The 13030-nt window shown below is 66.1% G+C and carries 13 protein-coding genes and 2 pseudogenes; 1 reads left to right on the top strand and 14 read right to left on the bottom strand.

Translation table 11 applies throughout. From position 1 onward, the window contains the following. Positions 1-144: 144 nt before the first annotated feature. Both ACJH6I_RS29275 and ACJH6I_RS29270 read right to left on the bottom strand, forming a co-directional pair. Positions 145-1500: an IS256 family transposase gene (locus tag ACJH6I_RS29275; RefSeq protein WP_406785044.1), complete on the bottom strand. Its 1356-nt coding sequence runs from the start codon at positions 1498-1500 to the stop codon at positions 145-147. A 51-nt stretch (positions 1501-1551) separates the two neighbouring features. After that, positions 1552-2022: pseudogene (locus ACJH6I_RS29270) on the bottom strand (IS630 family transposase); the annotation flags it as partial. A gap of 45 nt (positions 2023-2067) precedes the next feature. Between ACJH6I_RS29270 and ACJH6I_RS29265 the strand changes: the two are divergent. Then, positions 2068-2535, top strand: a pseudogene (locus ACJH6I_RS29265) (TetR/AcrR family transcriptional regulator); the annotation flags it as partial. A gap of 4 nt (positions 2536-2539) precedes the next feature. Here ACJH6I_RS29265 and ACJH6I_RS29260 read toward each other — a convergent pair. The 12 genes from ACJH6I_RS29260 to ACJH6I_RS29205 form a co-directional block, all read right to left on the bottom strand. Continuing rightward, positions 2540-3751, bottom strand: a complete 1212-nt coding sequence (locus ACJH6I_RS29260; protein ID WP_212807986.1) for an IS110 family transposase — start codon at positions 3749-3751, stop codon at positions 2540-2542. A gap of 285 nt (positions 3752-4036) precedes the next feature. Next, a complete protein-coding gene (locus ACJH6I_RS29255) occupies positions 4037-4864 on the bottom strand; it encodes an SDR family NAD(P)-dependent oxidoreductase (protein ID WP_406785043.1) in 828 nt (275 codons plus the stop codon). A 49-nt stretch (positions 4865-4913) separates the two neighbouring features. Further along, positions 4914-6638, bottom strand: coding sequence for an acyclic terpene utilization AtuA family protein (locus tag ACJH6I_RS29250; protein WP_406785042.1), 1725 nt, complete (start codon positions 6636-6638; stop codon positions 4914-4916). Continuing rightward, positions 6635-7447: a TIGR03084 family metal-binding protein gene (locus ACJH6I_RS29245; protein WP_005116473.1), complete on the bottom strand. Its 813-nt coding sequence runs from the start codon at positions 7445-7447 to the stop codon at positions 6635-6637. The genes ACJH6I_RS29250 and ACJH6I_RS29245 overlap by 4 nt, the downstream gene beginning before the upstream one ends. 1 nt (position 7448) lies before the next feature. Further along, the gene (locus tag ACJH6I_RS29240; RefSeq protein WP_005086608.1) at positions 7449-8216 is read right to left on the bottom strand and encodes an enoyl-CoA hydratase/isomerase family protein; all 768 of its coding nucleotides are present in this window, start codon (positions 8214-8216) and stop codon (positions 7449-7451) included. Positions 8217-8259: 43 nt separating this feature from the next. Beyond that, complete coding sequence (locus ACJH6I_RS29235; protein ID WP_005086609.1) at positions 8260-8730, bottom strand: MaoC/PaaZ C-terminal domain-containing protein; 471 nt, start codon at positions 8728-8730, stop codon at positions 8260-8262. Next, positions 8727-9218, bottom strand: coding sequence for a MaoC family dehydratase N-terminal domain-containing protein (locus ACJH6I_RS29230; protein ID WP_005115562.1), 492 nt, complete (start codon positions 9216-9218; stop codon positions 8727-8729). The genes ACJH6I_RS29235 and ACJH6I_RS29230 overlap by 4 nt, the downstream gene beginning before the upstream one ends. 32 nt (positions 9219-9250) lie before the next feature. Then, positions 9251-9676, bottom strand: a complete 426-nt coding sequence (locus tag ACJH6I_RS29225) for a dihydroxy-acid dehydratase (RefSeq protein ID WP_005086611.1) — start codon at positions 9674-9676, stop codon at positions 9251-9253. Then, a complete protein-coding gene (locus ACJH6I_RS29220; protein WP_293024113.1) occupies positions 9673-10131 on the bottom strand; it encodes a MaoC family dehydratase N-terminal domain-containing protein in 459 nt (152 codons plus the stop codon). Before ACJH6I_RS29220 ends, ACJH6I_RS29225 begins: the two co-directional genes overlap by 4 nt. Next, positions 10124-11167 (bottom strand): LLM class flavin-dependent oxidoreductase, encoded by a 1044-nt coding sequence (locus ACJH6I_RS29215; protein ID WP_293024116.1) that lies wholly within the window; start codon positions 11165-11167, stop codon positions 10124-10126. The genes ACJH6I_RS29220 and ACJH6I_RS29215 overlap by 8 nt, the downstream gene beginning before the upstream one ends. Beyond that, a complete protein-coding gene (locus ACJH6I_RS29210) occupies positions 11164-11601 on the bottom strand; it encodes a Zn-ribbon domain-containing OB-fold protein (RefSeq protein ID WP_293024118.1) in 438 nt (145 codons plus the stop codon). Before ACJH6I_RS29210 ends, ACJH6I_RS29215 begins: the two co-directional genes overlap by 4 nt. After that, entirely contained in the window at positions 11598-12764 is a 1167-nt protein-coding gene (locus ACJH6I_RS29205) for a thiolase family protein (protein ID WP_260939856.1), read from the bottom strand. Before ACJH6I_RS29205 ends, ACJH6I_RS29210 begins: the two co-directional genes overlap by 4 nt. Positions 12765-13030: the final 266 nt, after the last annotated feature.

The following is a 13030-nucleotide window of genomic DNA, read 5'->3' as shown; positions in this document are numbered from 1 at the left end:
CGTCTTTTCGTCAACGCAGAGCACCACCGCCCGCTCCGGCGGGTCCAGGTACAGACCGACCACGTCGCGGACCTTTTGAGCCTGTCAAGTTTTCTGCGTAAGTCGTCGCTTGTCTGATTGTTCGTTCGTCGGTGGGTGTGGTGGTTACAGGTAGCGTTCGATGCGTTCTGGGTAGACCAGGGCGAGTTGCTCGAGCGCTTTCATCCAGTTGGTGACCACCTGTCCTTCCACGAGTCGTCCAGGCGCTGTGCGGCAGAGTTTCTGGCCGCGTTCCTTGGCCCGTTCGGCGGCGCGTTTGTCCTCGATATTGCAGATCGCCAGCCACAGCAATTTGACCGCTGCGCTGTCGTTGGGGAATTGGCCTCGGTTCTTGATGACCTTGCGCATCTGGTAGTTCAGCGATTCGATCGAATTGGTCGTGTAGATCACCCGACGCAGCTCGGGCGGGAACGCCAGAAACGGGATGAACTGCTCCCACGCGCGTTCGAAAGCCATTGCCACCGTGGGGTTTTTCTTACCCAACTCCGACGCGGTGAACGCGTCCAACTCGACCCGGGCGGCCTCGGCATGGGGCGCGGTGTAAATCGGTTTGAGGGCCGCGGCCACTGCCTTGCGCTCACCGTAGGACACGAACCGCATCGAGTTGCGGATCAGATGCACCACGCAGGTCTGCACGGCGGCTTGGGACCAGGTGGCCGCGATCGCCTCCGGGAACCCGGTGAGCCCGTCGCAACACACGATCAGCACGTCTTTGATGCCACGGTTGGCCAGATCGGCGCATACCGACGCCCAGAATGAAGCGCCTTCGTTGGGCTGCACCCAGATCCCCAGGACGTGCTTGACCCCGGCCATATCGACGCCCACAGCGATATGGGCGGCCTTGTTACGGGTGTGGCCGCCGTCTTTGACCTTCACGATCATCGCGTCGAGGTAGATCACCGGATACAGCGGTTCCAGCGGCCGGCGCTGCCAGGCCAGCACCTCATCGGAAATCTCATCGACGATCTTGGAGATCGTCTCGTGTGATACTTCGGTTCCGATCGTGGAAGCCAGGTGAAATTGGATGTCCCGCAACGTCATTCCACCCGCATACAGGGAGATGATCATGTCGTCGAGCCCGCCGATACGCCGCTGGCCTTTAGGTACCAGCGTCGGAGTGAACGAGCCGTCACGGTCTCGCGGCACCTCCAGGGGCACCGGGCCGGCCTCGGTGAGCACCGTCTTGGGTGAGCTGCCGTTACGGGCGTTGGGCAGTACCGGGCCGATCGGATCGCCCTTCTCATACCCGAGGTGATCGGTCAGTTCAGCAGCCAGCCCACGTTCGAGGGCGAGCTTGATCAACCCCGGCAGCAGCCCGCCCTCACCGGTCAGGGCCACCTCGCCGGTGTCGATCTGCGCCAGCAGCTCATCGACTGCACCCGAAGCGCGAAGCGCCTCTGCCATCTCGACCGTGGAGCCGGCGCCAACCAGCGCCGCATCCACGTCCTTGCCTGTCGTCACGTCCTGCGATCCTTCCGTTAACAGGACTTACACAGACCATCTGACACGCCCGACCTTTTCCACGAACAGCGGATCCTTGGACAGTTTCCATGAATCCTGTTTGTGTGGAGCTAATCCGAATGCGCGCCAGACCCGCGAGACCATCGACTGACTCAAGCCCAGGTGATCGGCCATCGACCGCGTCGACCAATGCGTGGCATCCGGTGGAGTCGTTTCCAACGTTGCAGTGATCAGATCCTTGATCTGCTCATCACCCACGACACGCGGCCGGCCCGGGCGCGGCTCGTCGAGCAATCCGTCGCAGCGGTCGACGACGAACCGATTACGCCACCGACGCACCGTGGTGATCGACAGATCCAGCCGCCGCGCCAGTTCGGTATTGGACCCACCATCGGCGGCTGCCAACACAATTCGCGACCGCATCGCCAAGCCTGCAGCACTAGTCCGACGCCTGGCCCAACCCTCAAGCTCAGCCCGCTCATCACCGGTCAACACAATCTTGGCAGCACGCGGAGTCGGCACGACCCAGTCTAACAGCTAGATCGTAATTAATGACTCAGGACACTAGCGGTATACCGGCACTTCCAGAATAAGCATGCAATCCTGCGCGAACTGTGCGACTCCGCAATGACTGAGCTGTTCGCCGGCGCGCGACACGGCACGACGGCGAAGACCTCGTCGGAGGTCCTGCGCACCTTGGTCGAGCTGCATCCGGCTTTCGGCGCTCGGCACCGTGGCCTGCTGGCCGTCTACGCCCGCGAGCACCGCTCACTATCGCCGCTTGCCACCCGTGCCCTTCGGCGCCGACAGCGCAGCTATGAAGCCATCTGGGTCGATGCGCTGGTACTGGCGCGCGGCGATCTGGACGACACACGCGCACAGAGCCTGGTCGCCGCCGCGCTGTCTTTACTGAACGCGTCCGCGTACATGCCCGCGTCGCTGGACGACGCGACAGTCGAGGCGATGCTGGTCACCGCTGCAGCTGACGCGCTGTTCAGCGCGAGCAATGACCGGTTAGACATCCCAGGTGCGTAGCTTGTCAAGCTGCGGCGGGTTGGCGGTGAGCCCAGGCTCTGTGTTCGTCGTAGTGGGAGCGGTGGTTAAGACAGCCGTGCAGGATGCCGACGAGCCGGTTGCCCAGGGCGCGTAGGGCTTGGTGATGGAGGTCACCGGCTGCGCGGCGTTGGTCGTAGAACAGTCGGGCGCCGGGACTGCGGGTCAGCGCGCAGAAGGCCCACTGGTCGACTGCGTCATAGAGCCGTCGGTTGCGGATGTGGCGGGCCAGGACTGTGCGTTTGCGGCCTGATGCGATGGTCAATGGCGAGGTTCCGGCGTAGTTTTTGCGACACTTGGCGGTGGTGTAGCGGTTCGGGTCGTCCCCGAACTCACCGAGCACCCGGGCGCCGAGGATGACACCAAGTCCTGGCAGGGAGCGGTAGATGTCGGCGTCCGGGTGCGTCTCAAAACGCGCGGTCAGTTCTGTTTCGAGGTCGTCGATCTGACGGTTCAGTTCGACAATGATGCCCACTGTGGCCCGCGTGGTCGCGGCAAACGCAGCCGTGACGGCAGCGGGTGCGGCGAGCTGTTCAGACCGTAGCGCGGCTTGAATCTCGATTGCTCGGGTGTCGATATTGCGTTGGCGGCCAGCCGCTTTGAGTGCCGACCGGATCTTCGCCAGGCTCAAGCTGGCCGCCTGTCGTGGATCGGCCGCGCGTCCCAGGAGCGCTAGCGCGTCGCGATCGGCAAGATCAGCGAAGGCCGCTAACGCCGCGGGGTAGTACTCCCGTAGCGCCGAGCGCAGGGCGTTGGTGTGCCGGTTGCGGGTCCAGATCAGATTCTGATGCGCCCGTGCCAGCACCTTGATCGCCTCGGCATCGGGAGTGTCACCGGCAATCAGTCGGTGGTTGTGCCGATCTGTACGCACCAGATCGGCCAACAGTTTGGCGTCGGCTGCATCGGATTTGGCACCTGAGACCGCGTGGCGCTCCCGGTAGCGGGCCACCGCCAACGGATTGACCGCATACACCTGATAGCCGGCGCCGGTCAGCGCATCGACCCACAGACCGCGGTCGGTCTCGATGCCGATGATCACCTGAGCCGGCTCCTGAGCGTGGGTGGCGATCAAGTCATGCAGCAGCCGCATACCGGCTAGCCCTTCGGGAAACCGTTGTGCCGCCAGCTTCTTACCGGCCTCGTTCATCAGGTACAGGTCGTGGTGGTCTTCTGCCCAGTCGTCTCCGACGAAGAGCATCTCATCGCCTCCTTCAGCTCGCTGCGGATGAAACCGTTCGAGCCGAAGGACACCGGCGGCGACCTAATGGATCAGTGCTCGAGCGGCACGACATCCCATGAGCGCTATAGATGACCTCACCAAACCGGTCGGGGCACGATCTAACCCTAGAAATCGACCATCGCTCCAGGCGCACGGAGTGCTCACCGACCAGCGGCTCGGAGATCAGCGTCTCCCCGACGAATCACTATCCGTTCTAGGCTCGCCGATCACCACCCATTAGGCTCGGCAGCCGGCTGAGATTGCTCAGGTGTTGAAGCCGCCGCCGCAGATCACCACCTGTCCGCTGATGTAGTCCGACTCGGGAATGCACAGGAGGTAGACGGCACCCGCGCCGTCGTCTGGCGTTCCGGCCCTGCCTAGTGGGATGGCGCGTTCCATGGTGGCGAGAAGGTCGGGGTTGACGCCGACCGCTAGTTCGCGGCCCTGGATGTCGATCGTCCCGTCACCTCCGGCGGGAGTTTCGGTGAGGCGGGTGCGGATGAGTCCGAACGCGACCGCATTGACGGTGACGTTGTAGCGGCCCCACTCCTTCGACATCGCCTTCGTGAGCCCGAGGACGCCGGCCTTTCCCGAGGAGTAGTTCGCCTGACCGGCGTTGCCCCCTGTGCCCGCGATCGAGGAGATGTTGACGACCTTGCGGCAACTCACGTCGCCCGCTTCGCGTTCCTTCTTGACCGCCGCGCTGATCACCGGCTGGGCGGCGCGAAGTATCCGGAACGGTGCTTTCAGGTGCACGTCGAGGATCGCATCCCACTGCTCGTCGCTCATTTTCTGTACCACAGAGTCCCAGGTGTAGCCGGCGTTGTTGACGATGATGTCCACTCCGCCGTACTCATCGACGGCCGTTTGTACGAAGCGTTCGGCGAAACCGTCCTCGGTGACGCTGCCCGCACACACGACCGCGGCGCCACCGGCGGCTTCGATCGCGGCCACCGTCTCGTTCGCCGGCCCGGCGTCGAGGTCGTTCACGACCACCCTGGCGCCGTCGCCTGCCAGCTTCTCGGCGATGGCGCGTCCGATGCCACGCCCCGACCCGGAGACGAGCGCGATCTTGCCGTCCAGCTTTCCCATGTTGGGTTCGACCTTTCCGTAGGGGTACCACCGGCGCCGTGCCGGACGTTCAGCGTGCGTCGAGCAGCGATTCGGGGACGTCCGCCTCACGGGACCGCACGTACTCCCCGAACCCCTTGGCTTGCGCATCCGGGCGGGTCGACGACGCGACACCATCGCCGAGCAGGCCGTACACCACCACGTTGAGCGCTCGTAGATTCGGCAGCTCGAAGCGCTCGATGCGAAGGTTCGCCGCTTCCGGCCCGAGTAGCGTGCGAAGGCGCTCGACGCTGAGATACTCCCGTGCCCACGCGTAGCCGGGGTCGTCCCGGGCCCACAGCCCTAGGTTGGCGTTGCCGCCTTTGTCTCCGGATCGTGCGCCGAGAACTCGCCCGAGCGGCGCACGCCGCGTGGGCCCGGTGGGTGCGGGTGTACCAACAGGCGCGGCCGGCTCAGCCGAAGGCGCTACACCGGTGGGCGGGTCGGCGATCGCGTGCCGGTTTCCATCCGCGTCGACGAGTGTTTGGGTCAGGGCCGTGCGTGGCACGAGGGCCGGTCGGTAGATGCCGAACGCGGTCTCCGAGGACGGCGGCGTGGTCGTGTGAAAGCCGGCGAATCCGGCCAGTGCGATCTCCATGATGCCGCCGGAGAACGCCCGGCCCACCTTGCGCGGGTCGGCGTCCTTCACCGTCATACGCAGGTGCGCGCACGCCTGCTCGTTCGTCGGTGCATCGGCGACGTCAAAACGCAACAGCCTCACGTCGACTTCGTCGAAGGCTTCGCGCCCGCCGAGAACGTCGAAAAGCTGCTGTTCAGCGAAGGCCGCCTTCTCCTCGACGTCGAGGCCTGTGAGCACCATGGTCTTAGAGTTGCGGAATCCGCCCGCCTCGTTCAGCGCGACCTTGAGCGTGTCTGGCGGTGGACTGCCTCTGGTGCCGCTGATGCCGACACGGTGCTCACCCTGTTGGTTCAGGCGGATGGTGTCGAAATGGGTCACCACGTCTGGGCCGAGATAGGCGGGTTCGGCGATTTCGTAGAGCAATTGGGCGGTGACCGTCCCCACCGAGACCAGCCCACCGGTATTCGGATGCTTCGTGATCACCGATGAGCCGTCCTCGGCGACCTCCGCGATCGGAAACCCCGGATAGCGGCGGTCAGTGACCTCGTCCAGGAACGCGTAGTTTCCACCCGTCGCCTGCGGGCCGCACTCGATCACGTGCCCGGCGACCACGGCACCCGCGAGTCGATCCCAGTGGTCGGGTGCCCAATTGTGCCACCAGGCGGCGGGACCGACCACCAGCGAGGCGTCTGTGACGCGGCCGGTCACGACGACGTCGGCGCCCGAGCGCAGCGCCTCGGTGATGCCCCAGGCACCGAGGTAGGCATTGGCCGACACCGGTTTCTTCTCGCCGACGGGCGGCGTGATCGCGTCGAGGCTACCGCGCAGGTCGTCGCCCTCGACGTGTGCGATCCGTGCTGTGAGGCCGAGACGTGCGGACAGCTCGCGCAACGCGGCCGCCAGGCCAGCGGGATTCAGTCCGCCCGCGTTCGCGACGACCTTGATGCGACGATCCAGACAGGTGCCCAGCACTTGTTCCATTTGGGTGAGGAAAGTGCGAGCGTACCCGCCGGACGGGTCTTTGGCCTGGGCCTTGGCCAGGATGAGCATGGTCAGCTCGGCCAGATAGTCACCGCACAGGACGTCGATCGGTCCGCCCTCGACCATCTCGCGGGCTGCGGCGATGCGGTCGCCGTAAAAGCCGGAGCAGTTGCCGATGCGGACCGGGACGCTCACCGCTGACGCCCTGCAAACTGGCCCGCCACGCGCCCGCCGCCAGGGGGCCCCGCGAAGGCCTGGGCGATCGCGAGCCACTGGTCGGCCAGCGGGCCGTCGGCGACCAAAGCGGTGTCGTCGCGGTGGCGGCGTTGGGTGACCAACAGGCAAAAGTCGAGCGCCGGCCCGCTCACGCGGTTGGCCGCGTCGGCTGGCCCCCACGTCCAGACGCTGCCGTCCGGAGCGGTCAGCTCAACGCGTACCGGGTCCGCGGGCAGGTCCAGACCGTTGGCCAGGTAGCTGAACGCGCGTGCACCCACCCCGATGTGGGCCACGTGACGCAGCCGTGCCGTGGCCTCGCGGGTCGCGCCGAGCGCGTCGACGACGTCCTGGCCGTGCGCCCAGGTCTCCATGAGTCGCGCTGTCAGCGACGAGACCGCGCTCATCGGCGGCCCGAACCACGGCAGGCGGGTCGCCGGGTCAATGTCCGCGAACGCCGCAACGAGGGCGGCACGCGACGTGTCGAACCACGCGAGCAGGTCGGCAGCCGGCATTTGACGGTAGCGCTCGGCGATGACGTCGGGTGAGATGGCTCCGTCGGCCATCATCGGCAGGTAGTCGCTGCTGAACCCGTCGGGGTCGGTGGCCGAGCGCACCGCGACGTCGTCGAAGAACGCCAGATGGCTGATCTGGTCGCGGATCGTCCAGCCCACGGCCGGAGTCGGCGCGTCCCAGCCGCGCGGACCTTCGGTCAGCGGCGCGACCAATCCGCGTAGGGCTGCCGTCTCCGCTTCGATGTCGGTGATAACCGACTGCATGCTCACCGCCATGTCAGTGTCCCTTCCACTGCGGCGCGCGCTTCTCGCGGAACGCCGCCGGGCCTTCCTGCGCGTCGTCGCTCAGATAGACCGGCTCCCATATCTCGTCGGCCAGGTCGTACGCGGCGGCGAGGTGGTGCTGCGCCGAGAGGTACACGGTGCGCTTGGACGCGAGCACGGACAGCGGTGCGTTCGCGGCGATGCTGAGCGCCAACTGCTGGGTACGCTCGCGTAACTGATCGGCCGGCACCACCTCATTGACCAAGCCGACCTGGTGGGCGCGCGCGGCGGTGATCGGGTCGCCGGTCAGCAGGATTTGCATGGCAACGCGCGGGGGCACCAGCCACGACAGGGGTGTCGCCCACGGCGAACCGCGGCCGACCTTGACCTCGCTGACGGCGAAGGTCGCGTGTTCGGCGGCCACGACCAGGTCGCACTGCTGCGCGAGCAGGAAGCCCCCGGCGAACGCGACACCGTTGACGGCCGCGATCGTCGGCTTCGCGACATCGATGTTGCGGCCGAACTGCGGAGCGAAGTCCTTCGGGGGCACCTTGAGCGCGTTCTGCGCCATCTCCTTCAAGTCCCCGCCGGCGCAGAACGCCTTATCGCCCACGCCGGTGAGGACGAGCACCTTCGCCGCGTCGTCGTCATTGAAGCGGAGTACCGCGTCGATAAGCCCCGTGCGCACAGCGTTGTTCAGCGCGTTGCGCGCCTCGGGCCGGTTGATCGTCAGCCAGGCCACGCTGTCGACGACCTCGTAGCGAATCGGTTGCTCGGCCACCGAGCCTCCGTCCCTCACCGTCGTCTCGCATGTGAGTGGCAGTTCACCCCGGCACCTCGACAAACGGGTCGGCCAGCTCAACGGTGGCTTCACTCGGCACGCACGGACCATCTTCGCTCGAGACGAGCAACTCGAGGTCGACGAGGCGCCGTCCGCCATCGTCGCGTTTGGCCACGACCTTGCCGCTCAGGGTCGCGGTCTGGCCCGGGTAGATCGACCGGATCATTGAGATTCTGCGGCGCCGGATGAGCGCGTCGGGTCCGGCCCATTCGTTGAGGCCGCGGTCGATGAAGCCATGGAAGAAGAGGGTTGACAGGTAGATTGTGCGCTGGCCCTGGCTGCGCGCGTAGTCGGGGTCGTGGTGACCGGGGAACCAGTCCCATGTCGAAGCCGCGTTCATGCAGATGCGCTTGTAGCTGATCTCGATCGAGACGGGCGTCAGGGTGTCGCCGACGGCGATGTCCTCGAACCGCACGGGGAAGCGGACCATGCTGTGCTCGGTGGATCCGTTCATGATGCGCCTTCACTATCGGCGGTGTCGTATCGGAAGAGCACGTTGGTGTTGCGGCCGATGACCTCACCGTGCTGGTCGGAGAACGTACTCACCGTGGTGATGAACACGCCGGTGCCCACCCGCGTCGTCTTCGGCTCGGAGATCGAGGCGATCTCCTCCACGATCGACACGTGATCGCCTACCCGGGGCCGGCGTTCGAACTCCGTCGTCGTCGAGGCGTTGATGATGTGGTGGCCCGGCAACGGGACGCTGAGCGCGAACATCATGTCGGCACGCGCTAGGTACCCGGGCACCCACTGCGGCGCGAAGCCGAGGCTCATCAGCAGCCCGGGCGGGCAGTCCTCACCCTCCCAGTAACGGGGGTTCGCGTCCTCGACGAGCGAGCAGTAGTACAACACCATCGAGCGGTCGATCGGGAACCACGCACGCCGCGGTTCGGAGCGATGACCGACCCACGCCCGGCCTTCGTCGAAGGTCCCGAATGTCATCCCGAGGCCGGTGACGTCGCTCGTTGGCGCGCTCACCGGGCCACCTGCACGACGGCGCTCCCCTTTATCGCGGGTTCGCCGGACTGGCGCGTGACCACGAGTTCGAGGTCTGCCACCTGCTGCCCTCCGGCCTCGCGCACGCCGGTGACCCTGCCGCCGAAGCTGAGCAGGTCACCGGGCCATACCTGACCGGTGAACCGGATGCGGAACGAGCGGATGTTGGCCAGCCCCACCCAGGCGGTCAGCCGCTGGGCGAGCACACCGCCGTGCAGCAGTCCCATACCGAACACACCGGGCATGCCGGCCGCGCGGGCGAACTCCTCGTCATGGTGGATCGGGTTGAAGTCGCCGCCGGACCCGGCGTAGCGGACGATGTGCGAGCGCGTCAGCGGGCCGAACTGTGAGCTCGGCATCTCGTCGCCGGCGGCCAACGCCACCGGCGCGGGGGATGTCGTCATTGGGTGGAGCCTCCGGTTTCGATCAAGACGTCGGTCTGGCGCACGACGAGTTCGTGGCGCTGGTTGGTGAAGTCGGTCTCGATCGTCACGATTGTCATGGTGCCGCCGCGCTTGCCCTCGCGGCTGGTCACGTTCGACACCCGGCGCGTCTCAGTGAGCTCGTCGCCGACGAACACCGGCGCGAAATATTCCCAGCCGCACTCACCGTGCAGTACGCGGCGCAGGTCGAGCCCGAAGGCGCCGAACATGTCGTCGTCGACGCGCCAGTGAGCCGAGGAGACGACGAAGGTGGGCGGAGCGGGGATCGCGCTGAAGCCGGCGGCCCGGGCCGCTGCGGCGTCCTGGTAGATCGGGTCGTGGTCGTCGAGGGACAGCGCGAACTCGCGCACTTTGGACCGGTCGACGGGAAATGTGGTGCTCCCGAGTTGCGTCCCGATAAGCGAGGCGTCAGCCACTCTGGTCACCTTTCCCGCCGGCGAAGGCCGGCGCACAATCGCGAATGAGGCTGCCAAGGTTCTCAGCGATCCGTTCGGGTGCGAGCCCGATCGAGGGTGAGTAGAGAATGATGTGGTCCAACACGCCTTCGTAGCGGCGCAACCCGTCGCGCACCTCGGCTGCGGTGCCGGCGACGGCCATCGCGTCGATCATGTCGTCTGTGACGGCGGCGAACATGGCGGGCAGGTCGCGCTGTGCGAACGCCTCGCGGATCGCCGCCCCCTGCCTAGCGAAGCCGCTCACATCAAGCACGTGCTGGTAGCTTTTCACGGACGAGTAGAACGCGATCTGCTGCGCGGCCTCACGACGTGCGATCTGAGCGTCTTCGTGCACCGAGCAGATGACCATGGAGACGATCTCCACGTCGGCGGGGTCGCGCCCGGCCCGTTCCGCGCCGCGTACGACGGCCGGGCGGGCGACCTCCTCGACGTAGGTCGTGGTGAACAGCGGATGACCGGCCAACCCGTCGGCGACGCGCCCGGCTACCTCGCACATCCGCGGACGCACGCCCGCAGTGATGATCGGGATCGCTCGCTTCGGCGGCGGGACTTCTCCCGTGGGAACAAGGTTGAGCCGGTAGAAGCGCCCCTCGTGGTTCACTGGGCCTTCGTGCAGGTTCCAGATCCGTCGGATCAGCGGGACCAGTTCCTCCATGCGCACGGCGGGTGACGAGGTGTCCGCGACACCATGCCAGTCGCTCATCATGCGGCGTGTGCCGTTACCGAGGCCGAGGACAACACGCCCGTCTGAAAGCTCGTCGAGGTCGCGCGCTTCGGTGGCCAGCACCAGTGGACTACGCCCAACGCCGTACAGGATCGACGACCCCAGGCGGCAGTGCCGTGTTCGCGCGGCCATCGCGGCCATCGAGATAGAGCCGGAGCGCGAGTAGAACTCGGATGCCCAGGCGGCGTCGAATCCGGCGCGGTCGGCGGCCACGGCTGTATCGACGAGGGTCGCCAACTCCGCGCCGAGCACGGAGATGCCGTACGTACTCAAGACGCCGCCAACCGGAATCGCACCAGCCCTAGGTCCTCGCTCACGCGCTCGAACACTGCGCGCACTCGCGCGCCGATGACGACGTCGTCGGGTGCCACGCCCTCGAGACTTGCCAACAACTGCGGCCCCTCGTCGAGTCGGACGAGCACGACCACGTACGGCTCGCTCCGCGGAAACGAATCCCACGGACGGCGGTACACCGGCGCGAAACTGATGACCTCGCCGGTGCCCGCAGCAGTCTCCCAGGCCAACTCGGCTTCATAGCAGACCGGACACACCAGCCGCGGGTACAGGAACGGGTGACCGTTCGCGCACCGCTGGAAGACAAGTACCCCGCAGGCCGCCGCGGCGAAATAGCGTCGGTTGACGTCGGTCAGCGGCGGCAATGCCTCCGGATCGTGCAGACCGTCGAGGAAACTCGAAACCGTGGTCATGACGCCCCCTCCATCACCATGCTGACGTGACTGCACAGCATCGAGCCGTAGCTGTGTACGAACGCAGTATCCGCCCCGAGCACCTGACGGCCCTCGGCGCGACCGGACAACTGCCAGTAACCCTCAAGGATCTGCGAAATGCCAGAGGAGGTCCCGGTGTGCCCGAACCGGATCAGACCCCCGTCGGTGTTCACCGGCAGGTCACCGCCCGGATCGGCGCGCCCGTCACGGTAGAAACCGCCCGCCCCGCCGGGTTTCACGAAGCCCGCCTCCTCCAGGATCATCGCTGGGTTGGAGGCGAAGGCATCGTAGAGCAGAGCGATGTCGACGTCGGCCGGCGCCCGTCCGGAGCGCTCGAACGCCATCGGACCCGACCTAGCGGCCCCGGTGCGACCCGGCCGGGCCAACGACGTCAGGAAGCCGTGAGTGTGGCCCTCTCCAAAGCCCAAAACGTGGACGGGCCGGTGCTTGCCCTCGCGTGCTCGACGGGCAGAACCCAGCACCAGCGCTCCACCACCCTCGCAAGGAATCGAACAGTGGTAGAAGTGAAACGGTCCTGCGATCGGCCGGGACGACATCACGTCGTCGACGCTGAGGCGCTCAGCGTCATGAGCGATCGCCGCGGGGTTCAACGCAGCCCAACGGTCTTGCGACACGGTTACCTCGGCGATGTCGGCCTTGCCCTGGCCGGTTTCGTGCATCCACGCCTGCGCGATCAGGCCGTAGAGCGCGGGAACTGATGGCCCGTAGGGCATTTCGAACGCGTGGTCGCACACGAGCGACATGAGTTCGCGTCCGCCGTCGCGTATCGGCGGGAACTTGCCCGCCGATACGACAAGTACCGTTTCAGCCTCGCCTCGGGCAATGACGTTACTCGCCACACGGGTCATGGCGAGATGGGTCCCGCCGCCGAGTTGACAAGTCATCTGGAGCTTCAGATTGTGCAGACCAAGGTAGTCCATAAGGTCCTCGGACAGGAAGATCGAGCCTTCGTTCGTCATCGGCCCAGCGCATACGAGTCCGTCGACCTCATCCGCCGAAACCCCCGCATCGGCAAGCGCCGCCACCGCGGCGCGCACGTGCATTTCGGTGGATGTGTAAGGGACTTTCCTGCCCGGAGTGAGCTCGGCGGCGCCGATGATGGCCGGCTGATCGTAAGACACCCGCACTCCTCTCAACCCCCGCACTCAGCGACGGTCCCAATGTTAACAGTGGTTAGCATAGAGTTCTCAAGTCGTCCAGGTAAACCCTTCTCGCCTCTCGCATGCCCAGCAGCGGATTTTTGCGAAAATTGTTGCGCCCCTTACCTAGGGCTCGATGAGGACTCGGCTCACGCGCGGGTTCAGTATGTCTGAAAACGTGCGCGGCCCGGGTCAGTGGTCAGCCAACTTTCAGATCGACGCGGACAAGTGCGGGGCCCGAAACTGCC

The sequence above is a fragment of the Mycobacterium sp. SMC-13 genome (assembly GCF_045311035.1).
Taxonomy (GTDB): Bacteria; Actinomycetota; Actinomycetes; order Mycobacteriales; family Mycobacteriaceae; genus Mycobacterium.
The sequence above is the reverse complement of the archived record's forward strand: the minus strand, read 5'-3'. Positions and strand labels throughout refer to the sequence as shown.